This window comes from Streptomyces sp. PH9007, assembly GCF_059813725.1.
On sequence record NZ_CM187440.1, the window covers coordinates 3,974,075 to 3,998,040 of the forward strand.

At 71.5% G+C, this 23,966-nt stretch carries 27 protein-coding genes and 1 riboswitch; of the genes, 17 read left to right on the top strand and 10 right to left on the bottom strand.

All coding sequences use genetic code 11. The annotated features are described in order from the left end of the window. Position 1: 1 nt before the first annotated feature. The 3 genes from ACTFAP_RS18335 (at position 2) to ACTFAP_RS18345 (ending at position 3,816) form a co-directional block, all read left to right on the top strand. Complete coding sequence (locus ACTFAP_RS18335; RefSeq protein ID WP_500466881.1) at positions 2–1,285, top strand: thymidine phosphorylase; 1,284 nt, start codon at positions 2–4, stop codon at positions 1,283–1,285. 271 nt (positions 1,286–1,556) lie between these two features. Then, the gene (gene mgtE, locus ACTFAP_RS18340) at positions 1,557–2,882 is read left to right on the top strand and encodes a magnesium transporter (RefSeq protein WP_495681556.1); all 1,326 of its coding nucleotides are present in this window, start codon (positions 1,557–1,559) and stop codon (positions 2,880–2,882) included. 70 nt (positions 2,883–2,952) lie between these two features. Beyond that, the gene (locus tag ACTFAP_RS18345; protein ID WP_495681557.1) at positions 2,953–3,816 is read left to right on the top strand and encodes an LppU/SCO3897 family protein; all 864 of its coding nucleotides are present in this window, start codon (positions 2,953–2,955) and stop codon (positions 3,814–3,816) included. 42 nt (positions 3,817–3,858) lie between these two features. Here ACTFAP_RS18345 and ACTFAP_RS18350 read toward each other — a convergent pair whose 3' ends face one another. Further along, positions 3,859–4,596: a FadR/GntR family transcriptional regulator gene (locus tag ACTFAP_RS18350; protein ID WP_500466882.1), complete on the bottom strand. Its 738-nt coding sequence runs from the start codon at positions 4,594–4,596 to the stop codon at positions 3,859–3,861. A gap of 164 nt (positions 4,597–4,760) precedes the next feature. On the opposite strand from ACTFAP_RS18350, the gene ACTFAP_RS18355 reads away from it, so the two are divergent. Then, entirely contained in the window at positions 4,761–5,270 is a 510-nt protein-coding gene (locus ACTFAP_RS18355; protein WP_495681559.1) for a gluconokinase, GntK/IdnK-type, read from the top strand. A gap of 57 nt (positions 5,271–5,327) precedes the next feature. Then, positions 5,328–6,707: a GntT/GntP/DsdX family permease gene (locus ACTFAP_RS18360; RefSeq protein ID WP_495681560.1), complete on the top strand. Its 1,380-nt coding sequence runs from the start codon at positions 5,328–5,330 to the stop codon at positions 6,705–6,707. A 62-nt stretch (positions 6,708–6,769) separates the two neighbouring features. Here the strand turns inward: ACTFAP_RS18360 and ACTFAP_RS18365 are convergent, their stop codons facing one another. Continuing rightward, a complete protein-coding gene (locus ACTFAP_RS18365; RefSeq protein WP_390117682.1) occupies positions 6,770–7,186 on the bottom strand; it encodes a GNAT family N-acetyltransferase in 417 nt (138 codons plus the stop codon). Positions 7,187–7,237: 51 nt separating this feature from the next. Between ACTFAP_RS18365 and ACTFAP_RS18370 the strand changes: the two genes are divergently transcribed. From ACTFAP_RS18370 to ACTFAP_RS18380, 3 genes are read left to right on the top strand one after another with little or no spacing between them, the layout of a single operon-like run. Next, a complete protein-coding gene (locus tag ACTFAP_RS18370; RefSeq protein ID WP_500466883.1) occupies positions 7,238–7,747 on the top strand; it encodes a tetratricopeptide repeat protein in 510 nt (169 codons plus the stop codon). Positions 7,748–7,803: 56 nt separating this feature from the next. After that, positions 7,804–8,139, top strand: a complete 336-nt coding sequence (locus ACTFAP_RS18375; protein WP_495681563.1) for a metalloregulator ArsR/SmtB family transcription factor — start codon at positions 7,804–7,806, stop codon at positions 8,137–8,139. Then, on the top strand, positions 8,139–8,882 hold the full coding sequence (locus tag ACTFAP_RS18380; RefSeq protein ID WP_495681564.1) for a cation efflux transmembrane domain-containing protein: 744 nt from the start codon (positions 8,139–8,141) through the stop codon (positions 8,880–8,882). Before ACTFAP_RS18375 ends, ACTFAP_RS18380 begins: the two co-directional genes overlap by 1 nt. Here ACTFAP_RS18380 and ACTFAP_RS18385 read toward each other — a convergent pair. Then, a complete protein-coding gene (locus ACTFAP_RS18385) occupies positions 8,863–10,257 on the bottom strand; it encodes an MFS transporter (RefSeq protein ID WP_500466884.1) in 1,395 nt (464 codons plus the stop codon). The two genes, ACTFAP_RS18380 and ACTFAP_RS18385, sit on opposite strands and share 20 nt — an antisense overlap. 158 nt (positions 10,258–10,415) lie before the next feature. On the opposite strand from ACTFAP_RS18385, the gene ACTFAP_RS18390 reads away from it, so the two are divergent. Next, a complete protein-coding gene (locus tag ACTFAP_RS18390; RefSeq protein WP_500466885.1) occupies positions 10,416–10,892 on the top strand; it encodes a winged helix-turn-helix transcriptional regulator in 477 nt (158 codons plus the stop codon). Here ACTFAP_RS18390 and ACTFAP_RS18395 read toward each other — a convergent pair. Then, entirely contained in the window at positions 10,846–11,091 is a 246-nt protein-coding gene (locus tag ACTFAP_RS18395; protein ID WP_500466886.1) for a DUF7848 domain-containing protein, read from the bottom strand. The genes ACTFAP_RS18390 and ACTFAP_RS18395 overlap by 47 nt on opposite strands. Positions 11,092–11,729: 638 nt before the next feature. On the opposite strand from ACTFAP_RS18395, the gene ACTFAP_RS18400 reads away from it, so the two are divergent. From ACTFAP_RS18400 to ACTFAP_RS18410, 3 genes are all read left to right on the top strand, one after another. Beyond that, positions 11,730–12,086, top strand: coding sequence for a hypothetical protein (locus ACTFAP_RS18400; protein WP_495681568.1), 357 nt, complete (start codon positions 11,730–11,732; stop codon positions 12,084–12,086). Then, positions 12,083–12,334, top strand: coding sequence for a hypothetical protein (locus ACTFAP_RS18405; RefSeq protein ID WP_495681569.1), 252 nt, complete (start codon positions 12,083–12,085; stop codon positions 12,332–12,334). Before ACTFAP_RS18400 ends, ACTFAP_RS18405 begins: the two co-directional genes overlap by 4 nt. A gap of 136 nt (positions 12,335–12,470) precedes the next feature. Beyond that, positions 12,471–12,544: riboswitch (guanidine-III (ykkC-III) riboswitch) on the top strand. Between the two features lie 12 nt (positions 12,545–12,556). Continuing rightward, positions 12,557–12,871 (top strand): DMT family transporter, encoded by a 315-nt coding sequence (locus tag ACTFAP_RS18410; RefSeq protein ID WP_046724626.1) that lies wholly within the window; start codon positions 12,557–12,559, stop codon positions 12,869–12,871. A gap of 169 nt (positions 12,872–13,040) precedes the next feature. Here ACTFAP_RS18410 and ACTFAP_RS18415 read toward each other — a convergent pair whose 3' ends face one another. Continuing rightward, positions 13,041–13,880 (bottom strand): SDR family oxidoreductase, encoded by an 840-nt coding sequence (locus ACTFAP_RS18415; RefSeq protein ID WP_500469493.1) that lies wholly within the window; start codon positions 13,878–13,880, stop codon positions 13,041–13,043. Positions 13,881–13,977: 97 nt separating this feature from the next. Between ACTFAP_RS18415 and ACTFAP_RS18420 the strand changes: the two genes are divergently transcribed. Beyond that, on the top strand, positions 13,978–14,382 hold the full coding sequence (locus tag ACTFAP_RS18420; protein ID WP_500466887.1) for a winged helix-turn-helix transcriptional regulator: 405 nt from the start codon (positions 13,978–13,980) through the stop codon (positions 14,380–14,382). Between the two features lie 67 nt (positions 14,383–14,449). On the opposite strand, the gene ACTFAP_RS18425 is transcribed toward ACTFAP_RS18420, so the two are convergent. After that, complete coding sequence (locus ACTFAP_RS18425; protein ID WP_495681571.1) at positions 14,450–15,067, bottom strand: AAA family ATPase; 618 nt, start codon at positions 15,065–15,067, stop codon at positions 14,450–14,452. A gap of 270 nt (positions 15,068–15,337) precedes the next feature. Between ACTFAP_RS18425 and ACTFAP_RS18430 the strand changes: the two genes are divergently transcribed. Genes ACTFAP_RS18430 through ACTFAP_RS18445 form a run of 4 tightly spaced genes read left to right on the top strand, consistent with a single transcriptional unit; the run spans position 15,338 to position 19,083 of the window. Beyond that, complete coding sequence (locus ACTFAP_RS18430; RefSeq protein ID WP_390117669.1) at positions 15,338–16,267, top strand: ABC transporter ATP-binding protein; 930 nt, start codon at positions 15,338–15,340, stop codon at positions 16,265–16,267. A 35-nt stretch (positions 16,268–16,302) separates the two neighbouring features. After that, positions 16,303–17,079: an ABC transporter permease gene (locus tag ACTFAP_RS18435; RefSeq protein WP_500466888.1), complete on the top strand. Its 777-nt coding sequence runs from the start codon at positions 16,303–16,305 to the stop codon at positions 17,077–17,079. A 25-nt stretch (positions 17,080–17,104) separates the two neighbouring features. Next, positions 17,105–18,406 (top strand): sensor histidine kinase, encoded by a 1,302-nt coding sequence (locus tag ACTFAP_RS18440; protein ID WP_500466889.1) that lies wholly within the window; start codon positions 17,105–17,107, stop codon positions 18,404–18,406. 41 nt (positions 18,407–18,447) lie between these two features. Next, positions 18,448–19,083 (top strand): response regulator, encoded by a 636-nt coding sequence (locus ACTFAP_RS18445; protein WP_500466890.1) that lies wholly within the window; start codon positions 18,448–18,450, stop codon positions 19,081–19,083. A 137-nt stretch (positions 19,084–19,220) separates the two neighbouring features. On the opposite strand, the gene thrS is transcribed toward ACTFAP_RS18445, so the two are convergent. The 4 genes from thrS to ACTFAP_RS18465 all read right to left on the bottom strand — a co-directional run bounded on the left by thrS (position 19,221) and on the right by ACTFAP_RS18465 (position 23,908). Then, complete coding sequence (gene thrS / locus ACTFAP_RS18450) at positions 19,221–20,435, bottom strand: threonine--tRNA ligase (RefSeq protein WP_500466891.1); 1,215 nt, start codon at positions 20,433–20,435, stop codon at positions 19,221–19,223. A gap of 147 nt (positions 20,436–20,582) precedes the next feature. Then, entirely contained in the window at positions 20,583–21,071 is a 489-nt protein-coding gene (locus ACTFAP_RS18455; RefSeq protein WP_500466892.1) for a hypothetical protein, read from the bottom strand. Next, entirely contained in the window at positions 21,071–22,495 is a 1,425-nt protein-coding gene (locus tag ACTFAP_RS18460; protein ID WP_500466893.1) for a hypothetical protein, read from the bottom strand. Before ACTFAP_RS18460 ends, ACTFAP_RS18455 begins: the two co-directional genes overlap by 1 nt. Before the next feature lie 78 nt (positions 22,496–22,573). After that, the gene (locus ACTFAP_RS18465; protein WP_500466894.1) at positions 22,574–23,908 is read right to left on the bottom strand and encodes an MFS transporter; all 1,335 of its coding nucleotides are present in this window, start codon (positions 23,906–23,908) and stop codon (positions 22,574–22,576) included. Positions 23,909–23,966: the final 58 nt, after the last annotated feature.

Consider the following 23,966-nt stretch of genomic DNA (forward strand, 5'->3'; position numbering starts at 1 on the left):
CATGAGCCACGACGCCATCACCGTCATCCGCGCCAAGCGGGACGGCGGCACGCTGACCCCCGCCCAGATCGACTGGATCATCGACGCCTACACCCGGGGCGAGGTGGCCGACGAGCAGATGTCGGCGCTGGCGATGGCGATCCTGCTCAACGGCATGGACCGGGCCGAGATCGCCCGCTGGACGGCGGCGATGATCGCCTCCGGGGAGCGGATGGACTTCTCCTCCCTGCCGCTGCCCACCACCGACAAGCACTCGACGGGCGGCGTCGGCGACAAGATCACGCTGCCGCTGGCCCCGCTGGTGGCGGCGTGCGGCGCCGCCGTGCCGCAGCTGTCCGGGCGCGGGCTCGGGCACACCGGCGGCACCCTGGACAAGCTGGAGTCCGTTCCCGGCTGGCGGGCGCGGCTCTCCAACGAGGAGATGCTGTCGGTGCTGCGCGAGGCGGGCGCGGTGATCTGCGCGGCCGGCGACGGGCTCGCCCCGGCGGACCGCAAGCTGTACGCGCTGCGCGATGTGACCGGCACGGTGGAGGCGATCCCGCTGATCGCCTCCTCGATCATGTCGAAGAAGATCGCCGAGGGCACCGGCGCGCTGGTGCTGGACGTGAAGGTGGGCTCCGGCGCGTTCATGAAGACGCGGGCCGACGCCCGTGAGCTGGCCGAGACGATGGTGTCGCTGGGCACCGACCACGGGGTGCGGACGGTGGCGCTGCTCACCGACATGTCCACGCCGCTGGGGTTGACGGCCGGGAACGCGCTGGAGGTGCGCGAGTCGGTGGAGGTGCTGGCGGGCGGCGGCCCGGCCGATGTGGTCGAGCTGACGCTGGCGCTGGCCCGGGAGATGCTGGACGCGGCCGGGCTGACCGACGCCGACCCGGCGCGGGCGCTGGCGGACGGCAGCGCGATGGACCACTGGCGCCGCATGATCAAGGCCCAGGGCGGGGACCCGGACGCCCCGCTGCCGGTGGCCCGCGAGACGCACGTGCTGACCGCCCCGGCCTCCGGGACGCTCACCCGGCTGGACGCGTACGCGGTCGGGGTGGCGGCCTGGCGGCTGGGCGCGGGCCGGGCCCGCAAGGAGGACCCGGTGCAGGCGGGCGCGGGCATCGAACTGCACGCCAGGCCGGGGCAGCCGGTGCGCGCGGGGGAGCCGCTGCTGACCCTGCACACCGACACCCCCGAACGGTTCGGCGCGGCCCTGGAGGCGCTGTCCGGGGACGCGATCGAGGTCAGCGACGAGGCGCGGGTGGCGGTACCCCCGACGATTCTGGACCGGATCGCGTAGGGCCCTATCCGTCAGACACCCCCTAACACCTTCACCGGGATGTGGTCAACCCTTTGTCATCATCGTCATCGATGGTGTGTACCCTGAGGGATGGTCTTGACGGAACGGCACGGCGGGAGGTGTGGCTGCGATGCGCAGTGAACCCCCCAGTCACCATCCGCCGCGCCGCGCCCGTCCGCCCAGGTAGCCACGTACCTCCTGGGACGACTGGCGTGTGCGCGCCCCGAGCCTGCCAGCCGTTCGCGCACCATTTCCAGGGGGACATCCCGTCATGACCCATCTGCCTGCCCTGCTTGAGGAGCACAACCTCGCGGGCGCCCTCGAATGGCTGGAGACCCAGCCGCCGTACGCCATCGCCGACGAACTCGCGCGGATGGACGCCGTCAACTCCGTCATCAGCTTCCGGCTGCTCGACAAGGACCGGGCGCTGGAGGTCTTCGAGGAGCTGGACCCGGTCGACCAGCAGCAGATTCTCCAGGGGCTGCGGGACCAGGCGTTCCGCGATCTGGTGGAGAACATGGACCCGGACGACCGGGCCCGGATGCTCAAGGAGGCGCCGGCCAAGGTCGCCCAGCGGGTGCTGGCCGGACTCAGCGCCCACGAACGGCAGATGACGGCGGCGCTGCTGGGGTACCCGGAGGGCTCGGTCGGCCGCTACATGACGCCGGAGACGGTCGCGCTCCAGCAGGATCTGACGGTTGCTCAGGCGCTGGAGACGGTACGCCGGCGCGGTGCGCGGGCGGAGACCATCTACACGCTGCCGGTGGTGGACGCGGGGCGCCGGCTGACCGGCATCGTCGAACTGCGCGAACTGGTGCTGAGCGAGCCGGAGACGATGGTCGCCGCGCTGGTGGAGACAGAGCCGCCGATGGCGAAGGCCACCGACCGCGCCGAGGACGCGGCCCGGCTGATGCGCGAGACGAACGTGCTCGACCTGCCGGTGGTGGACAGTGAGGACCGGCTGGTGGGCCTGCTCACCAGCGATGACGCGTTCGAGGTCATCGAGGCGGCGGACACCGAGGACGTGGCGCGGCAGGCCGGTGCCGAACCGCTGGAGCGGCACTACATGTCGGCGAGCGTCTTCCAGCTCTCCCGCACCCGGGTGCTGTGGCTGATGCTGCTGCTGGTGGCGGCCATTCTGACGGTGATGGTGACCCGGGCGTTCGAGGGCGAGCTGGAGTCGGTGACCCAGCTGGCGCTGTTCATCCCGCTGCTGATCGGGGCGGGCGGCAACGCGGGTGCCCAGGCGGCGACGGCGGCGGTGCGTGCCCTGGCGGTCGGCGAGGTACGGGTGGGCGATCTGCTGAAGGTGATCTGGCGCGAGTGCCGTACCGGGTTGCTGCTGGGGTCGATGCTGGCGGTGGTCGGTCTGCTGGTGGGCTCGCTGTTCGTGGGCTGGAGAGTAGGGGCGGTGATCGGCCTGACCCTGGTTGTGATCTGTGGCTGGGCCTCGACGGTGGGCGGCACGATGCCGCTGCTGGCCAAGCGCCTGAAGATCGACCCGGCGGTGGTCTCGGCCCCGATGGTGACGACGCTGGTGGACGCGACGGGTCTGGTCATCTACTTCTCGATCGCCAAGGTCATCCTCGGTATCTGAATGATGGTCGGACAAAGGAACCGGAACGGGGCCGGCTGCGTCCTGACATGGGCAGGATAGGAGCCAGCCCATGAACAACGGCCACGGGGGCTACAACGGCGGCTACGGCGGGGGCTACGGTCCTCCGCACGCCCCGTATCCCCAGCCTCAGCCCCACCCCCACCAGCAGGACAACACCCTGAAGGGAACGCTCGCCACGGCGGCGGCCTTCGTGGTGCTGGCGGCGATCGTCATCCCCCTCGGGATGAACAGCGGTGACGACGGGGGCGGCCTGGCCGGCCCCGCCCCGGAGATGCCGGAGATCGAACTGCCGGACGGTCTGGACACCGGTACGGACCCGGCGGACAGCGACGACGCGGACGGCGCCGGCGGGAGCGGCGGTGGAGGCGCCCCCGCGGACCCGGTCTCGGAGGCGTTCGCCGCCGTGCGCTCCGGGGACTGTCTGGCCAACTACCAGACCGACAACGGCGGCACCTGGAACGCGGAGACCCCCGAGCCGGTGGACTGCGCGGCCGACGACGCGTACCTGAAGGTCGTCGAGGTCATGGACGACTACGGCTTCTGCGACGGCTTCGAGCTGAACACCACCACTTGGACCCACTCGTTCACGGACGAGGAGACCTGGGCGACGACCTACACCAGCCTGTGCGTGGAGCGGCAGTACCGGGTCGGCGAGTGCCTGATGTCGGAGCAGGAGGGCGACGGCGACGACGCGACCATGCGCACCGGGCTGATGACGGCGATCAACTGTTCGGCCTCCCAGGTCCCGGTCCCGTACAACCAGATCATGCAGGTCACCGGCGTGCCCGCCGCCAACGGCGATTATGGCGGCGATGTCTGCCGCCAGGGCGGCAGCGACTACAACACGTACTGGTACCAGAACCTCGACGGCGGCGAGGGCAATGTGCTGTGCATGACGGTGTACGGCAGCTGAGCCCCGCACTTCGGCCCGGCTGACACGACGCGATGGTCCCGTTCAGCGCCCGCTCTGCTGGGCGCCGAGCGGGACCATCGCGTCGCGGACCTCGGACAGCAGCAGCCGCATGGCCTCCTCCGCGTCCTGATGCCGCGCCTCGGCGACGGCCAGGGCGACCGCCTCGTGCAGGTCCAGCGCCTCGGGGACCGGCCGGTCGGGCATCAGCCCGAGCTGGGTGCGCCCGCGCAGCACGGCGGCGACCACGTCGGTGAGCGCGGCGAACATCTCGTTGCCGCTGGCGCTGAGCACCAGTGAGTGCAGTTCCACATCGAGGTGGTTGAACGGTTCGAGCCGTCCCGCCTCGCCCAGCGGGCGCATGGCGGTGGCCAGTTCCACCAGCCGGGCGCGCTCGGCCGGCCCCGCGTGCTTGGCCGCCGCGGCGGCGGCCAGCGGTTCGACGGCGATCCGCAGTTCGGTGAGCGAGCGCAGCTGGGAGTCGCGCCCCGGACCCTCCAGCCGCCACCAGATGACCCGCGGGTCGTACACCTGCCAGGAGCCCGCGGGCTGCACGGTGATGCCCACCCGGCGGCGGGAGACGACCAGACCCTTGGACTCCAGCAGCCGCATGGTCTCGCGGGCGACGGTGCGGGAGACCCCGAAGCGTTCCTGGATGGCGTCCAGGGTCAGCACGCACCCGTCGGGGAGCACGCCGGAGGTGATCTCCAGGCCGAGGGTGTCCAGCACCTCGTGGTGTTTGGACTCGCCCTGACCATTGCCGTTGACCCTGTCGCTCCCCACCCCGGAAGCCTATCCCGGCGCCCCGCGCGGCCGGTGACCCACCGCAGGCGCGGGAGTACGCACCGAGGTGCCGTTGTGAGGTACGTCGCGGAGGGTTTTCTCGCCGTCAACATTGGTGTTACCTTTCCCGTCAATTGGTAACACCTTTCAGTGAGGAGAGGCCGATGTCGCCGACCGCGCTCGTGGTCATGGGAGTCTCCGGCGCCGGTAAGACCACCGTCGCCGCACTGCTCGCCGACCGCCTCGGCTGGCCGATGGCAGAGGCCGACCTGCTGCACCCGCAGGCCAACATCGACAAGATGGCGGCCGGCACCCCCCTCACGGACGCCGACCGGCTGCCGTGGCTGGGCATCATCCGCGACTGGATGACCGTGCGGGCCGACCAGGGCGAATCCGCGGTCGTCGCCTGCTCGGCTCTCAAGCGCGGCTATCGCGACCTGCTGCGCGAGGCGAACGGCCGGGTCCGCTTCGTCCACGTCGCCGGCTCCCGCGAGCTGATCTCCGGACGGCTGCACCTGCGCACCGGCCACTTCATGCCGCCCTCGCTGCTGGACTCCCAGTTCGCCGACCTGGAGCCGCTCCAGGACGACGAGGACGGCGTCACCGTCGACCTGAACCGCACCCCGGAACAGATCACCGACGACGCCCTGGCCGCGCTGGGCCTGCGCCCGTAACCCCCCTCATCCCACACCTCCCCCTCCCCACCGTCCCGAAGGCAACGGAGCTTCCGCATGGACACCTGGACTCAAACGATGGGCGCCGGCCCCCTGCTCGGCATAGCCGCCGGCGCCATCGGCGTGCTGCTCTTCCTGATCATGAAGCTGCGGGTGCACGCCCTGCTGGCCCTGATCGTGGTCAGCCTGGCGACCGCGTTCGCCACCGGCATCCCCTCCGCTCATGTGGTCGACACCCTCGTCCAGGGGTTCGGCTCCACTCTCGGCGGCGTCGCCCTGCTCGTCGGGCTCGGCGCCATCCTCGGCCGGCTGATCGAGGTCAGCGGCGGCGCCCAGGCACTCGCCGACGCGCTCATCCGCCGCTTCGGCGAGGACCGCGCCCCGCTGGCGCTCAGCCTCGCCTCCCTCATGTTCGGCTTCCCGATCTTCTTCGACGCCGGCCTCGTCGTCATGCTGCCGATCGTCTTCACGGTCGCCCGCCGACTCGGTGGCGGCATCCTGCGGTACGCCCTGCCGGTCGCCGGCGCGTTCTCCGCGATGCACATCTTCGTGCCCCCGCACCCCGGCCCCGTCTCCGCCTCCGAACTCATGGGCGCCGACATCGGCCTGGTGATCCTGCTCGGCCTGGTCGTCGCCATCCCCACCTGGTACGTCGGCAGCTACCTCTTCGGCCTGTGGATCGGCAAGCGCTTCGTGCTCCCCGTGCCGGACATCCTGACCGGCGGCGAGCAGGCCGAGCACGACAAGAACCCGCCGTCCCCGGGCACCGTCATCGGCCTGCTGCTCCTCCCGCTGGTCATGATCTTCGCCAACACCGGTCTGGACATGGCCCGCGCCGCGGGCTGGGTGGACGGCGACGCCGGCTGGTACCAGTTCGCCCGCGCCATCGGCGCCACCCCGATCGCCCTGCTCGTCACCGTGTTCGTGGCCAGCTACGTGCTCGGCACCCGCCGCGGGCGCGGCGGCGAGGTCATCGAGAAGCTGACGGACTCCGCGCTGGGCCCGATCGCCTCGATCATCCTGATCACCGGCGCCGGTGGCATGTTCGGCGGGGTGCTGCGCGCCAGCGGCATCGGTGACGCGCTCTCCGACTCCCTCTCCGACCTGGGCCTGCCCGTCATCGTGGTCGGCTTCCTGGTCGCCGCAGCGCTGCGCATCGCGCAGGGCTCGGCCACGGTCGCGCTCATCACGGCGGCCAGCCTCATCCAGGGGGTCGTCCTGGCGGGCGACTTCAACTCCGTCGAGGTGGCGGCCATCGTGCTGTCCCTGGCGGCCGGCTCCGTCGTCGCCAGCCACGTCAACGACTCCGGCTTCTGGCTGGTGGGCCGGTTCATGGGCATGGACGTCAAGACGACGCTGCGCACCTGGACCGTGCTCCAGACCATCTTCGGTGTGATGGGCTTCTCGATGGCGGTGGCCATCTACGCCATCGCCTGAGTCAGTGGTCACCGGGCGGCGAGATCGGCGACGATCCCGCCGCCCCGGCGCGTTCCGCGCCGCTACTGCAGGCCCAGGCTCATCCAGCGCTCGGGCGCGGCCAGCGGCGCGAAGCCGACCCGCTCGTAGACGCCGTGGGCGTCCTGCGTGCACAGCATGACGCGGCGCAGACCGTACGGGGCCAGGTGATCCCGTACGGCCCGCGCCAGCGCCGTCCCCAGGCCCCGCCCGCGTGCCGCGGGAGCCACGTACACATCGCACAGCCAGGCGAAGGTCGCGCGGTCCGTCACCACCCGCGCGTACCCGACCTGCGCGCCCGAAGCGCGCTCGTACACCCCGAAGTTCAGCGACCCGGCGATGGCCGCGTCCTGCTTCTCGCGGGTGCGCCCCAGCGCCCAGTAGGCGTCGGTGGACAGCCAGCGGTGCACCAGGGCTGGGTCCAGGCGATCGGGGTCGGTGGAGAACTCGTAGTCGTCCATGGCGGGGATTATTGGGTACCCGTCTCCTGTCCGACCAGCGAATATGACCGCATGACGACCGAGGACGAACCCCTTCCCCCCGGCTGGGAACGCCGCAGCGCCGCACTGTGGGCCGCCATCGACACGTACGGGGACGAGGCGGAGTTCCGCGCCGCCGTCGGCGAGCTGGCCGCCGAACTGCCGCCGGGCAGCGCGGTCGCCGACTTCGAGCGCGGCTGCGCGTACGACTCCACCGGCCACCCGGACCGCGCAGTGGAACACTACCGGCGGGCCCTGGCCACCGGCCGCCTGCCCGGCGAACGGCGCCGCCGCGCGGTGATCCAGCTCGCCAGCTCGCTGCGCAACCTCGGCCACCCGCAGGAGGCCGTTGACCTGCTGACCGCCGAACTGGCGGCCGGCTCCGACCACCTGGACGACGCGGTACGCGCCACCCTGGCGCTCGCGCTGACCAGTGTGGGGCGCGAACGGGAGGCGGTCTCGGTCGCGCTGACCGCCCTGGCTCCGCATCTGCCCCGCTACCAGCGGTCGATGGCGGCCTACGCGCGGTTGCTGGTGGAGTGAGCCGCCCGAATCAGTTCAGGCTTTCTTGAATTCAGGAATGACTGTACTGTCATTCCATGCTGACCACCGCCCCCGACATCGAGGTGCTGGCCCGGTTCGGCCGCGCCCTCGCCGACCCGATCCGCTGCCGGCTGCTCCTCGCCCTGCGCGAGGCACCGGCCTACCCCTCCGACCTCGCCGACACCCTCGGCATCTCCCGCACCCGGCTCTCCAACCACCTGGCCTGCCTGCGCGACTGCGGCCTGGTGGTCACCGTCCCGGACGGCCGCCGCACCCGCTACGAACTCGCCGACCACCGGCTCGCCCACGCGCTGGACGATCTGCGGGCCGCCGTCGTCGCCGTCGAGACGGACCGCACCTGCCCGGACGCCCAGCGGGACGGCTGCTGCTGATGACCACCGGCATATCCGGCCCCCCGCCCCCGGCCCCGCCCGTCGCACCGGGCCGCCGCGACCTCCTCACCCGCCGGGTGCGGTGGCTGGTGGCGGCGACCATCGCCTACAACGTGATCGAGGCCGCAGTGGCCATCACCGCCGGTACCGTGGCCTCCTCCGCCGCCCTGGTCGGCTTCGGCCTGGACTCACTCGTCGAGGTCTCCTCGGCCGCCGCCGTCGCCTGGCAGTTCTCCGCCGCCGACAGCACGGTGCGCCAGGCCAGGGAGGCGCGGGCGCTGCGGATCATCGCGGTGTCCTTCTTCGCGCTCGCCGCCTACGTGAGCGTCGACGCCGTCCGCGCCCTGGCCGGCGGCCACGAGGCGGACCACTCGATGACCGGGATCGTGCTGGCCGCCCTGTCGCTGGCGATCATGCCGTTCCTGTCCGCCGCCCAGCGGCGGGCCGGGCGCGAACTCGGATCGGCCTCGGCGGTCGCCGACTCCCAGCAGACCCTGCTGTGCACCTACCTGTCCGCCGTCCTCCTGGCGGGCCTCCTCGCCAACGCCACCCTCGGCTGGTCCTGGGCGGACCCCGTCGTCGCCCTCGTCATCGCCGCCATCGCCGTCAAGGAGGGGCGCAACGCGTGGCGCGGTGACGCCTGCTGTGCGACACCGCCGCCGCCGCGCCCGGGGCGGGCGGCGGAGCCGGCGGCGCCCGACGCGTGCTGCGCGGGGGAGCGGCTCAGCTCACCGGCGCGCTGACCGGAGCGGGCGCGGGCTCCGGTGACCGGCCCGCGCCCCTGCCCCGGTCCCGGGTGAGCCCGAAGGCCGAGATCGCGGCGGCGAGCAGGGCGGCGGCCAGCGGCACCAGCAGCGCGGCGTGATAGCCGTCCAGCGGGTCCTCGCCGCCGACGGAGGCGCTGACGGCGGTCACGGCGGACAGTCCGAGCGCTGCCCCGAACTGGAACGAGGTGTACAACAGCCCGCCCGCAAGACCCTGTTCCCGCGCCGCGATCCCCTCGGTGCCGACGATGGTGAGCGGCCCGTACACCAGGGCGAACGAGAGCCCGAGCAGCAGGAAGGCCGGGAACATCGCCGCGTACGTCCAGGCGCCGCCGACCCGCGCGAACAGCGCGTACGCGAGTGCGGCCGTCAGCATCCCGGCGAAGATCACCCGGGCGTTGCCGAACCGGCGGATGAGGCGCGGGGTCAGAGTCGGGGACAGGATCGCGTCCAGGCCGATCACCAGCAGCGCGAAGCTGGTCTGCAGCTCGGACCAGCCCCGGTACTCGCGCAGGTAGAGCACGGTGACGAACTGGAACCCGAAGAACGCCCCGAACAGCAGTACCGCGATCAGATTGGCCCGCACCAGCGGCACGTTGCGGAAGATCCCCAGCCGGACCAGCGGCACGGCCGTGCGCCGCTCCACGAGGACGAAGACGGCCAGCAGCGCCAGGGCCGCGCCGAGCGTGCCGGCGGTCTGCGCACCGCCTGTGTGCGCGGCCCGCTCAACGCCCAGCACCAGCAGCACGATCGCGGCGGTGACGGTGATCGCGCCCAGTACGTCCAGGCGTTCGGTACGGGGTCCGCCCGCCGTGTCCGCGGTGGTCGGCAGGAACCGCAGGGCCGCCACCAGGATCACCGCCGACAGCAGTACCGGGGCGAAGAACACCCAGCGCCACCCGGCGGTGGTCAGGAACCCGCCGACCACGAGCCCGGTGGAGAACCCTCCGGCGGCCGTGCCCGAGTAGATGAGCAGGGCCCGGTCGCGGCGCGGCCCGGCGGCGAAGGTGGTGGTGATGAGCGACAGCCCGGCGGGCGTCATGAACGCCGCCGCCACCCCCGTGACGAAGCGGGCCGCGATCAGCGTCCAGCCGTCGTCCGCCAGCCCGCCCAGCCCGGAGAACAGCAGGAAGACCGTGAGCCAGAACAGGAACATCCGGCGCCGCCCGAACAGGTCGGCCGCCCTGCCGCCGAGCAGCATGAATCCGCCGTACCCCAGCACGTAGGCGCTCATCACCCACTGGAGCGTGCCGGTGGACAGACCGAGATCGGCGCGGATGGAGGGCAGCGCCACATTGAGCATGGCGATGTCGATGCCTTCGAGGAATATCGCTCCGCAGAGTACGAAGAGCACGCCCCACTCACGGCCGCCGAGACGGCCGGCGGCGGATGCGGGAGAGGGTGAGGGGGACAACGGGACTCCTGGGCGGATGCGGGGCGTGCGGGTGGTTACCGATCAGCACGCCAGTTCCTTCTTGATACCGACCCGATCCTGCGGCACTCTGGATCGCTGTGGAAGAAGGCACTTTCGAATCACCCGGTACCTGCCGGGTAACCATCCCTGACCAGGCACTTCAGTGGGACCGCCGCGAGGACTGCGAGGTACGGCAGATCCTCGACCGCGTCGCCGACAAGTGGTCCCTGATGGTGGTCGCGCTCCTGGAACACCGCACCATGCGCTTCATGGAGCTGCGCCGCGACATCGACGGCATCAGCCAGCGCATGCTCACCGTCACCCTGCGCCAGCTGGAGCGCGACGGACTGGTCAAGCGGACGGTGTACCCGGTGGTCCCGCCCCGCGTCGAGTACGAGCTGACGCCGCTCGGCTGCACCCTGCACGAGGCCATCCAGTCCCTCGTGATCTGGACCGAGACCCACCAGGACGCCATCGCGGCGGCCCGCACCGCGTACGACCGGACCGCCGCTGCCGCTGCCGCTGAGGTCAGCGCGCCGACGGCCCCATCCACACCCGCCACGGACGGACGCTGATCTCCTGATAGGAATGGTGGGAGGGATTCCGCCCGACGTGCTGGAACACCCAGCGGCTGAGCGCCTCGAATTCCACCGACACCGGTGATTTCTTACGGCACACCGCACAGCGCATCGCGAACTTCGTCGGCTCGGAGTCCGGTTCCACATCGGGCTCCAGCGTCCAGTTCCGGTACCGCAGCAATCGCCGCACACTCACCGCATGCCTCCGCTCTTGAACGTCCGGTGCAGCACGCTGCGCACATTCGCCTCCCTGAGTTTGTGCAAGAGTTCTTTCCGGCGCCGTTGCTGTTCACTCTCCGCCACGGAACACCTCGATCAGCCGCCACGCGGCGTACGGACGGCAGATCACCGGCCGGATAGCGGGGACCGGGCCGGCGGCCCCGGGGTCGGTGTTCGGCTCAGCGATGGGCATCACAGCGGGCAGATGTACCCCTGCCCGCGTCAGCTCATTCCCTGGACGTGGAGTGGAGTTGACGAATCCCGGACGTCGCCTTCCCGGGAAGTCATCACTCTCCAGGGGTATTTCGCCGCGCCTTTCCGCGAAACACCCGTGCGGGGAAGCCGGCCCCGCTACCGTCGAGAGCGAAAGGGCGTTTCGCCGTCAACGAGAGAAGCACCGCCATGCCCACAGCAATTTCCCCCACCCCATGAAGAAACCCACCCAGTCCCGCCCCAGGAACCGCCACCGGCGGGGGCACATGGACCGCCGGCCCATTCGAGACAGCGCCTGAGCGCCGCCCGCTCCGTGGGCGTGTCCCGAGGGCTCCGGCCGAGCACCAAGCTTCTCCGGTACCGCTACGCTTCGATCGGCACGTCGTTACGCAAGGAGATGCCATGAGCGCACAGTCGGAATCCCACTCCGACGGCGAACTGATCTCGCGCCCCCCTCGGACGCCGGATGCCCTGCGACTGGCACTGGCTCGCATCGCGCCGCACCGGCTGGCGGAGATGGAACGGCAGAAGAACGAGGCGTTCAGCCTGGCGGCGGAGCACGGAGCCATCGGTCCCATCCGGAGTTGGCTGACGATCTGGGCAGGCGAGGTAGAGATCGAGCGCCGGCCCGAGCTGGCTGCTCGTCGCCAGGCGGCTGAGCGCATTGTCCAGACCCGGGACCGGGAGGATCCGGAATGGCGGGCCGCGATGACCGAGCTGCGCTCGGTCATCAGCGAGGCGCGCGAGTCCGCCGCGTGAGCTGGGCCTGGGAGTATGACCCCACGGAGGACTACGTCGTGGAGGGCGCCCCACTCGCGCTGGTGATGGAGGTGGAGAAGAAGGCGGCGGAACTGGTCGACGCGGCCGCCGCCTTTTATCTGGACGGCACCAGCTATCAAGGCGGAACGGTCAAGGGGGGCGACGCCATCGTCCTCGGTGGAATGTTCGTGTACCAGGTGGTTCCGCGGCACGAACGCGTGTACATCCTCCAGATCACCGCGGTGTGAGTCGGCGTCGGCCGCGGGGTGGCCTGTCCGCCGACGTGTTGTGCGGGGCGCGGGGCCACGGCGGGCCGGGTGGGGCGGGGTTGATCATGCCGCTGGGGTGACGCTTGCCCGGTGGCAGCGGGTGTGAGACGTTGACACAGAGCCCCCGGTCAGTCAGGTGGGCTTCCGGACGAGGGGTGCCGTACCCGGTGTGCGACAAGACGGCCCGCAGGAGGGCTCGTCATGGCATGGCTGATTCTGGTGATCTCGGGTGCGCTGGAAGCGGTGTGGGCCACCGCGCTGGGCAGGTCGGAAGGCTTCACCAAGCCCGGTCCGTCCGTGGTCTTCGCCGTCGGACTCGTCGGCAGCATGGCCGGCCTCGCGTACGCGATGCGCGATCTTCCCATCGGAACGGCGTACGCGGTGTGGGTGGGCATCGGCGCCACCCTCACCGTCGCGTACGCCATGGTCACCGGCGGTGAGTCGGTGAGCGTGGCGAAGATCGTGTTCCTGACGATGATCGTCGGCGGAGTGGTCGGGCTCAAGGCCGCCCACTGAGTGCTGCCGGCCCCTGGGGCCCGGACGATCGTCCGGGCCCCAGGGGAGCCGGGTGGGAACGTTCCCCCGGCCCGTGGGCTCAACGGGGTGCACCGCGCGGCCCCTCACCACGGCTGCGTCGCCGTCGCGCCGGGCCCTCCGGCCGTCAGCGGTGCGTCACCGGACAGGCTCAGCGGAACGCCGCGACGTTCCGGGCGGCCCAGTCCGCGAAGGGGCGCGGGGCGCGGCCCAGGACCTGCTGGACGTCCGGGCTGACGCGCACCTCGGCCGGGCTCGGCGAGCCGAGGATGTCCAGTGTGTCGTCGGCCAGTTCGGCCGGCATGCTCCGGGTCATGGCGGCCTTGGCCTCGTCGCGGGTGAGTTCGTGGAACCTGATGGGCGAGCCCAGCGCGGCGGCGATGGCCTCCGCCTGCCCGCGCGGGGTGATCACCTCCGGGCCGGTCAGTTCGTACGCGTTGCCGGTGTGCCGGTCGTCCAGCAGGCAGGCCGCCGCGACCGCGGCGATGTCCGCCGGGTCGATGACCGGCACCCCGATGTCGCCGAACGGCGCGGCGACGACCCGCTGGGCGCGGACGGACTCGGCCCACCACAGCGCGTTGGACGCGAAGCCGCCCGGTCGCAGGACGGCCCACTCCAGGCCGGACTCCCGCAGGGCGTCCTCCAGTGTGCGCATCGCGACCCGCGTGGTGCCGAAGGGCCTGGTCACGACCCCGAGCGTGGAGAGCAGGACGACGCGGCGGACGCCGGCGGCCGCGGCTTCGCCGATGATGCCGGCCGGGTCGGCTCCCGTCGCGTGCAGGTCGCCGGACAGCAGCAGGAACAGTGAAGTGGCGTCCTGCAGCGCGGGCTTGAGGCCGGCCGGTTCGGCGAGGTCGGCCACCACGTGCCGGACGACGTCCGGCACCGCCGCCGTGTGCCGTGACACCGCCGTCACCCGCTCGCCCGCGTCGGCCAGCGCCCGTGTCAACGGCCGCCCGATGTTGCCGGTGGCTCCGGTCACCACGATCATGATCATCTCCCCGATGTTCTCGATGTCCTGGGTGGCTCCCACGCTAGGAGAATGAGCTAACTCTGGGTAAGGACATACCTCGAGGTAAGCTCATGGCATGGTGGGAAGCGTGCAGCGCAGGCAGTCCGAGCCGGGCAGGCGGTATGACGTGTTTCACACCGACTGCCTCGCCAGGGACGTGGTCGACCACGTGACCAGCAGGTGGGGCATCTGGGTGCTGATCTCCCTGCGGAGCAACGACCTGCGCTTCTACGAGCTGCGCGAGAGCATCCAGGGCATCAGCGAGAAGATGCTCGCCCAGACCCTGCGCGCGCTGGTCCAGGACGGCCTGGTCTGGCGGGAGGTGGAGCCGACGACACCGCCCCAGGTCACCTACGGGCTGACCGAGTTCGGCCGGGACATCGGCGAGCCGCTGACGGAGCTCTTCGACCGGATCACACAGCGCCTGGCAGCGGGCGACAGCGCGGTGGCGGCCGGCGGGGAAACGCCCGCGCCCCGCTGACGGGGCGCTCCCGGCACACCGCCCCTTTGATCGGCCCCGCGCCGAAGTCTCCTCCGGAGCCCGCGCGTCAGTCCCTCGTGCTCCCGCCACCCGGACCCGTGGCTCCCTCCCGGACGGGGGCGCGGTCATCCTTACCATCCAGCACACGGGCGGCATCGAGTCCGTCGAGGATCGCGGTCACCGTCTCCTCGGGGGTCAGGTCCGAACTGTCCAGCCACAGACCGATCGGCGGAGTCTCCGCGCGCAGCCCCCGGTCCAGGGCCTCGACCGTCCAGGGACCCGGGCCGTACCCGCTCTTGGCCCGGCCCGCCTCCCGCCGGTGCACCGACTCCGGGGACGGGGCCAGCACCACGACGTACACGGGACGCGTGCGCAACCGGGCGAGGTACCGGGGCAGATCCTCGCCGAACACGATGTCCTGAACGATCGCGGTCCAGCCCTCGCCCGCGTACTCGTCGGCCACCAGCGCCGACAGCCGGTGCCGCAGCTCCAGTTGGGCCCGCGCCTCGGCCGCTTCCCCCGGCCGCATGTCCTCGCGCCCCGACACGATCATCCGCCGGAACACATCACCCCGGACATGCGCGGCCCGGGGCAGCCGTTCGGCCAGCAGCTGCGCGACCGTGGACTTCCCCGACGCCATGACCCCGGTGATCAGAACCACCGCCGAACCCAGACTGACCTGCACCCCTGGCCCTCCGATGCACTGCTCCTGATAAAGGTGAGCAGCCAGAGCCTAAGGGGGGAGGGGTGGGAGCGGCGGTGGTTTTCCGGGCGGCGGGGGGAGGGGTCGTGGGGCGGCGGGTGAATGATCCCCGAGACGGCTGCTCGCTCCCATGCCGGTAGCGCCGACCGGGCGCCATCCCGCCACGTCGTACCGCGATCAACCGATCGGCTGATTCCGCTTCGAGCGCGATGGACGATGTGGCGGACGCGGTCCGCGCACGAAGCTGCTCGCATGACCACAACGAGCGTGCTCGGAGCGGGCCGAGGGCCCATTGTCGACGTGCGGGACATCCGTAAGGCATACGCCGGCCGAACCGTCGTCGACGGCGTCTCCTTCGCCGTCGAAGAGGGCGAGATCTTCGGGATCCTCGGCCTCAACGGAGCCGGCAAGACGACCTCCGTCGAGTGCGTCGGGGGTCTGCGCGTCCCCGACTCCGGCTCCGTCCGCGTCGCGGGACTCGACCCGATCGCCGACCATGCCGAGCTGACCGAAGTCCTGGGTGCTCAGCTCCAGGAGAGTGCTCTCCAGGCCAAGCTCACCGTCCGCGAGGCTCTTGAGCTGTACTCCTCCTTCTACCCCCGCCGGCTCGACTGGCGGCCCCTCGCCGAACGTCTTGGCCTGACCGCCAAGCTCAACACCCGCTTCGGCCGACTGTCCGGCGGGCAGAAGCAGCGGCTGTTCATCGCACTCGCCCTCATCGGCTCGCCCCGCGTCGTCATCCTCGACGAGCTGACCACCGGGCTGGACCCGCGTGCCCGCCGTGAGACCTGGTCGCTGATCGAGGACGTCAGGAACAGCGGCGTCACCGTCCTCCTCGTCACCCACTTCATGGAGGAGGCACAGCGGCTGTGCGACCGCATCGCTCTGATCGACAAGGGGCGGGTCAGCGCGCTGGACACCCCTGACGGGATGATCGGCCGCTCGGCGGGGAACACCGTCATCTCCTTCACACCATCGGAACCGATCGACCGCGAGGCCCTGGCCACCCTCCCCGGGCAGGCCGGCATCGAGATCAAGGGCGGCCGGATCACGCTCACCGGAACGGAGCAGACCGTCAACGCGGTGATCACGTTCCTCTCCCGCGGAGGCATCACGGCGCACCGGCTCCGGGTCACCGAAGCGACGCTGGACGACGCCTTCCTCGATCTGACAGACGCCTGACAAGCAGTCCCCCACCCCTCAAGAGAAACAGTGACATGACAGCGACGACCATGGTTCCGGCCGTCTCGGCCGACCCCTCTCCCCGCGCCGCCGTACTGCGGACCGAGCTGAGGCTCTACACCCGTGACCTCTCCCACCTCGTCTCGATCGTTTTTCCGCCCCTGCTCCTGGTGATCCTCGGCCTCGTGCCGATGTTCCGGGAGGTCCACAAGGACCTCGACGGCCTGCGGATCATCGACCTCTACGTGCCGGTGGTCGTCCTGATCTCACTGATCACGGCCGCTCTTCAGGTCTTTCCGCCGATCCTGACCAACTACCGCGAGATCGGCATTCTGCGGCGCATGTCGATGACCCCCGTACGACCGTCCACCCTGCTGTCCACGCAGATGTGGCTGAACGGCGTCATGGCCCTGCTGTCGGCTGCCCTCTGTCTCGCCGTCGGCCGGCTCGTCCACGACGTGGCGCTCCCGCGCCAGGCCGCCGGGTACGTCCTGACGCTGCTGCTTGCCGCCGTCTCCAGCCTCGCCCTGGGCGCCCTGGTGGCGGCCCTGGCCAGGACGGCGAAGCACGCGACCGGCATCGGCACCACCCTGTTCTTCCCCGCGCTGTTCTGCACCGGTCTGTGGATTCCCGTCCGTTCCATGCCGGAGGCCCTCGCCGGCATCGTCGAGTTCACGCCCTTCGGTGCCGCGGCGATGGCCTTGGACCAGGCTTCCACCGGTGCCTGGCCCGACTGGTCCCACCTGATCGTTCTCACCCTGTGGACCGTGGCCACCTCGGCCGGGGCCATCCGCTGGTTCCGGTGGGAGTAGAGGGACGGCCATGCACACTGAGACCATGACGACGGCGGAGTCCGATCTCGACCGGCGCTGGGCGACCGTCCTCCGGCGGCATCCGTACTGGCTGCTCGCGACCGCCACCCTCCTGTCGATGGCGAGACCGGAGCTGACGCCGGCCACGGGCGAACGCATCGCGGTCGGAGCGCTGATCGTCGCGGCTCTCGTCCTGCAGCTGTGGTGGGGGAGGGCCCGTCGTTCCTCGCCGGGCCCCGACGCCACCTCCGCCGCCACGTATTTCGTGCTGCGCTGGGCGATCAGCGTCGCGCTCACCTGGCTGGCTCCGTTCTTCGCGTTCTACGCGGCAGCGGGCTACATCGACAACAACGAGCTGCTTTCCGGGCGGCGTCGGCGCCAGGCCGGGGCTTTCGCCTCGTCCCTGACGGTGGCTGCGGCCCAATCCGGAGGGATGCCCTTCCAGTCCTCGTCACAGTGGGCGGTGTTCGCCGGGCTGCTCCTCGCCAACAACGCACTGCTGTACGTCATCACCTACTTCGTCGAGCACGAGGAGATCCGGTCCGCCGCCAGGGCCGCCACCATCGCCGAACTCGAACGCACCAACACCGCCCTTCAGCAGGCGCTCGACGAGAACGTCACCCTCCAGGCCCAGTTGCTCGTCCAGGCGCGGGAAGCGGGCGTCGACGAGGAACGCAGACGACTGGCCGCAGAGATACACGACACCCTCGCCCAGGGACTCGCCGGCATCATCGCCCAGCTCCGTGTCGTCTCCAGCACGCCCGACCCGGCGACAGCGCGCGAACACGTCGACCGCGCCGCCGACCTGGCCCGCCACAGCCTGGGCGAGGCCCGCCGTTCCGTGCGGAACCTGGCCCCCGTGGGCCTGGTGCACGACACTCTTCCCCAGGCGCTGCGGAAGACGGTGGCCCGATGGACGGAACAGAGCGGCATACCCGCTGCCTTCACCCTCACCGGTCAGGTCTTGGACATGCCTGGCGAACACTCCGCCACGCTTCTGCGGATGACGCAGGAGGCGCTGACGAACGTGGCCAAACACGCGGCGGCCGACCGCGTCGGCGTCACCCTCAGCTATATGGACGGCGAAGTCACGCTGGACGTCCGCGACAACGGCCGGGGCTTCGCCTCGCGGCAGCCGCCGCAGCGCACCGGCGCCGGCGGCTTCGGACTCGAAGGCATGCGTTCCCGTGCCGAGCGTGTCGCCGGCTCCCTCATTGTCGAGTCCGAACCCGGCTACGGAACGGCGATCTCGATCCGACTGCCCCTGGCCCCCACGGAACAGCGGCCGGTTCCTTCTCGCCGCCACGGAGACCGCGACCTCACGTAACCTGCTCCCGGCACGAGTGCCACGTCAGGAAGAGACAGGCGATGACTGACATCACGCTGCTACTGGTGGACGATCATCCCGTCGTGCGGAACGGGCTGCGCGCCATGTTCACCGATGCCCCCGGTTTCACGGTCCTCGGGGAGTCCTCGAACGGCGTCGATGCCGTGGACATGGCGCTTCGCCTCGATCCCGATGTCGTGTTGATGGACCTGCGGATGCCCAGCGGCAACGGTGTCGAGGCCATCGCCGAGCTGACCCGCCGCGGCGCGCGCTCCCGGGTCCTGGTGCTCACCACGTACGACACGGACACCGACACGCTCCCGGCGATCGAGGCGGGCGCCACCGGATACCTGCTGAAGGACGCTTCCCGGGACGAGTTGCTCGCCGGTGTACGGGCCGCCGCCGACGGCAGGCCCACGGTGTCGCCGACGGTCGCGTCCCGGCTGTTCGGCGTGGTCCGCGGGCCGGCAGTGCCTCCCGAGATTTCGGGGCGTGAGCGCGAGGTTCTCCTGCTCGTCGCCCGTGGCACGTCCAACCGCGCGATCGCGGCCGAACTGTTCATCAGCGAGGCCACGGTGAAGACCCATCTCACGCACATCTACAGCAAGCTGGGCGTGAAGGACCGGGCTGAGGCGGTCGCCGCGGGATACGACCGGGGCATCCTGGGCCGCTCCTGAGGCACCACGCCCAGCGGGTCAACGACCCGGAGGCGCTCAATGCCCGTCACCGCAGCGAGAGCGTGCCGAAGCTCCGTACGAACGGCGGCGCCACCCGCCGCCCAGAACAGCACCCAGCAACGGCCCGCCCCCTCCTCCTACCTCTCCACCACCACCTCCGCCGCGATGCGGCGCAGGGCCTGCTCCGCCGGCTCCGGTGGGAGGTGGTGTGCCCCACGGGGGCGCAGGGAGAGCCGGTCGTCCGCCGCTTCCCGGGCGCCGATGACCGCCTGGTACGGGATCAGCCGGCCCGCGCGGATCCGGGCGGACAGGGTGCCGTGCGACGGGGGAACCAACTCCACCCGCAGGCCGAGGTCCAGGGCCCGGGTCCGCACATCCTCCGCCCGCGCCAACTGGTCGTCGCCCACCGGCAGGACCGCCAGCTGCACCGGCGCCAGCCAGGCCGGGAACGCGCCACCGTGCTGTTCGATCAGATGGGCCACCACGCGCTCCACGCTGCCGATGATGCTGCGGTGGACCATCACCGGGCGGTGCCAGGCCCCGTCAGCACCGGTGTAGCGCAGGTCGAACCGCTCCGGCTGGTGGAAGTCGATCTGCACGGTCGACAGGGTGGACTCGCGCCCCGCCGGGTCGGCGATCTGTACGTCGATCTTCGGCCCGTAGAACGCCGCCTCGCCCTCCGCCGCCTCGTACGGCAGGCCGGAATCGTCCAGCACCTCCCGCAGCAGCGCCACCGAGCGCCGCCACATCTCCGGCGCCGCCACGTACTTGCCGCCCCCGCCCGGCAGCGACAGCCGGTACCGGGCCGGCCGGATGCCCAGTACCTCGTACGCCCGGCGGATCATCTCCAGCGCGGCCCGCGCCTCCTGGGTGACCTGCTCGGCGGTGCAGAAGATGTGCGCGTCATTGAGGGTGATGGCCCGCACCCGGGTCAGTCCGCCCAGCACGCCCGAGAGTTCGGACCGGAACATCCCACCCAGTTCGGCCATCCGCAGCGGCAGCTCGCGGTAACTGTGCGGGCGGGAGCGGTAGATGAGCGCGTGGTGCGGGCACAGGCTGGGCCGCAGCAGCATCTGCTCGCCGCCGCCCAGGTCCATCGGCGGGAACATGTCCGCGCGGTAGTGGTCCCAGTGGCCGGAGATCTCGTACAGCTCGCGCTTGCCCAGCACCGGCGAGTACACATGCCGGTAGCCGGCCCGGCGTTCGGCCTCGTGGATGTAGCGCTCCAGCGCGTGGCGTACGGCGGCGCCGTCCGGCAGCCAGTACGGCAGGCCCGCGCCCATGAGCGGGTCGGAGTCGAACAGGCCCAGGGCGCGGCCCAGGGTGCGGTGATCGTGTGCGGCGGTGGTCATGGTGGTGGTCTCCCTCCGGGAGGGGCGGGTGACCACACGGCGAAGCCCCGGGGCACTCGCCCCGGGGCTTCGGACTCAGACATGGGTCAGCGCGCCGGGACACTCTCCGGCGTCGTCGTGCAGGCGGCGCGCTTCATGCCGCGGACCCTAACAGACGGGGGCGGCCCGGTGCAGGGTGAATTCCCGGCTGGGCGGGTGCACGACGACGGCCAGTCTGCTGCCCACCACCAGGCCGGGGAAGTGGTTGTCGGGCTCCGTCGTGCTCGCCTCGAACGGCTCGAAGCCCGGGCCCGTGACGCGCAGCCGCAGTGCGTGCTGGGTGCTCAGGCCGTCCGGGGTGATCTCCTCGGGCCCGATGGCGATCACCTCGGCGGCGCCGTCCACCCCCTGCGTGGCCAGCCGACGGGTGGAGCGCCGCCGCTCCCGGTTGTGGAGCAGCGTGCCCAGACCCACGTAGGCGACGAGCGCCCCGAACAGCGCCACGGCCCCGAAGACGACGGCGTCCACCGTCGTCTCGGGGTCGGAGAGGGCGCCGTGGGCGAAGGACACCGCCAGCCACCCGCCGCCCCCCAGCAGACCCGCGCCGAAGAGGTTCGCGAGGGCGGCGAGCACCGGTCCCATCGGCTCGACGCGCATCAGTACAGGCTCGTTTCAATGTAATAGCAGTCCGAGTACGCCGTGCCCGAGGACAGTTCCCAGGAGCCGTAGAACGGGGTGACCGAGGAGTCGTCGGGAGTGCGGACGACGAACTCGTACGTCCCGGCGGGGAGCCGGATCGTGGTCGTCGGCCGGTCGATGCCCGCCTGGCAGGCGGTGTCGCTCCAGCCGGACAGCAGGTCGCTCTGCGTGGTGCAGCCACCGCACGCGTCGACCGTCTTCGTGCCGGTCTCCGCGCCCGTGTACAGGATTTCCAGCGCCTCGGGGGAGTCGTTGACGATCTCCACGGTGGCGGTGCCGCCCGGGGCGCTGCCCGCCGGGGTGGGGTCGGGGAGGTCGCCGGTGGCGCCGCCGCCGATGTCGGCGATCTCGATGGCGATGAGGGTGTCGCCGGCCCGCTCCGTACGCCCGTCGTCCGGGTACAGGCTCCGGAACTCCTCCAGAGCGGTCCGGGCGCTCGTGTGGTCATCGTCCCGATAGCTGGTGATGCCGCACTCGTACAGCGCGTCGGGGAAGGCGGCCTCCGCCCGTTCCGCCAGGCCCTCGGCCAGCGGGTCGCCCTGGTGCTCGGTGCGCAGCGTGATGAAGGGGCGCAGTTCGCCGACCGCCGCGCAGTGGTCCTCGTCGGCGAGTGCGCGGGTGTGCCGTGCGTACAGGGCGTCGAGCCGCTCGGGTACGGCGGCGGCCGGTTCGGAGTCCGGGAACCCGGCGGGGATGGCGGCGTAGGCGGCGAACGCCGCCTCGATGGTGCCGCCGTCGGCGAGCGAGTCGGCCTGGCCCAGGTGGAGTTCGGCGAGCCGGTCCGGCGCCCCCGGCCAGGGCGGGGAGCCGTCGTAGCGCGCGACGTAGTCCCCGTAGCCGTTGATGGCCCCGGTGAAGTCCGCCTCGGCGGCGGCGGCTTCGGCGGTCAGCAGGATGCGGCAGCCGGCCCGGCCGTCCGCCGCGCGCTCCAGGGCGGGGGAGAACGTCAGCTCGTTGCGGCCCGCGGTCGCCGCGTCGTAGTGCTCGACGGCCCGGGCGCAGTCACCCGCCGCGTGTGCCGCGTCGCCGCGCTCCGTCTCCTGCCCGGGGCCGCCGCGGTACTGGACCACGCCGGCGGTCACCAGGGCCAGCAGCGCCACCGCCGCCGTCAGCGGGAGCCAGGGCGGGCGGGCCGCGGGCGGCGCCGCCGCACCGTGTTTCCAGCCGCCGCGCACCATCGTGGCCAGCCACAGCGCGAACACCGTGAGCCAGAACCACGGGGTGCCGGAGGCATGGATCCAGATCGCCGACAGGACCAGGACGGCGGTGCCGGCCCAGGCCGCCACCGCCCGGCCCCACAGCCGCAGATAGAGATAACCGGCGCCAAGCCCGCTGGCGTTGAGCAGTGCGGCGACGGCGCCGCGCGATGTACCACTGGCCATCGAAGTCCCCCCGGGGGAAGGAGTGTGGCCTCTATCACGTCCCCCGGGGGCGGGCGGTTCCGCCCTTATGCCGTTGTGTCAGGCGAGAGCGGCCTCGCGCCGGCGCACCACCCGGGCGCGTCCGGTGGCGTACAGCGTGATGCCCGCGGTGGTCAGCAGCGCGACGAGACCGAAGGCCACCACACCCTCCCAGCCGGCCCGGTGGAAGATGACCGCGCCGAGCGTGCCGCCCACGCTGTTGCCCAGGTAGTACGCCACCTGGTACAGCGCCGAGGCCTGCGCCCGCCCGTGGGTCACCGCCCGGCTCACCGAGCCGGAGGCGACGGCGTGGCCGAAGAAGAAGCCGCCGGTGATCAGCACCAGGGAGAGCAGCACGGTCGCCAGGTTGTCGACCAGGCTCAGCAGCAGCCCGCCGGTCACGGTGGTGATGGCGAGGTAGAGGGCGCCGCGCCGGCCGAGGCGTTCGACCATGGGGCCCGTCACCGAGGAGGAGCAGGTGCCCACCAGGTAGATGACGAACACCGAGCCGATGAGCCCGGCGGACAGGCCGAACGGCTCCGCCACCAGCCGGAAGCCGATCACCGTGTAGACGGCGCTGAACGCCGACATCAGCAGCAGCCCGATCGCGAACAGCCGGACCAGCAGCGGCTCGGACAGGTGGGTGCGCACCGTCGCGAGCAGGGCGCGCGGGCGCAGCGCGGTGGGGGTGAAGTTGCGGGCCCGGGGCAGCAGCAGCCGGTAGAGCACGGCGGCGGCCAGCGCGAGGACGGCGACGGCGGCGAGCGCGGCGCGCCAGCCCCAGCCCTCGGCGACCCAGCCGGTGAGGATGCGGCCGAGCATGCCGCCCACGCTGTTGCCCGCGATGAACAGGCCGACCGCGCCGACCGTGGAGCGGGCGTCCAGCTCCTCCGAGAGGTAGGCGACGGCGGAGGCCGGGATGCCGGCGATGGCCGCGCCCTGGAGGGTGCGCAGGGCGATCAGCGTGGTGAGGTCGGGGGCGAAGGGGATGACCAGGGCCAGGGCCACGGCGACGGTCACCGAGACCGTCATCAGCTGCTGGCGGCCGAAGCGTTCGCTGAGCGCGCTCAGCGGCAGGACGGCGACGGCCAGGGCGATGGTGGTGGCCGAGATGGTCCAACTGGCCTGTCCCGGGGCCACCGAGAAGGCGGTGGCGAGGTCGGGCAGCAGTGCCTGGGTGGAGAACAGCAGCGCGAAGGTGGCCACCCCGAGGGCGAAGAGGGCCAGGTTGACGCGGAGGCGCGAGACCGGGACGGGGACCGGGGTGCGGGTCGCCGGGACGGTCGCGGTCGCGGTCGTGGCCGGTGCCGGGGTGGGCTTCGGGTGAGGGCTCGGGGCCTGGACTAGAGCGGGGTCGGCGGTGGCCGACACCTTCGTGGCTGCTGCGGTGGGCATGTCGTCAAAATTAGGACGGCGCCTTTCATGCGTCCAATGCACAAAGCTGCGATGATTG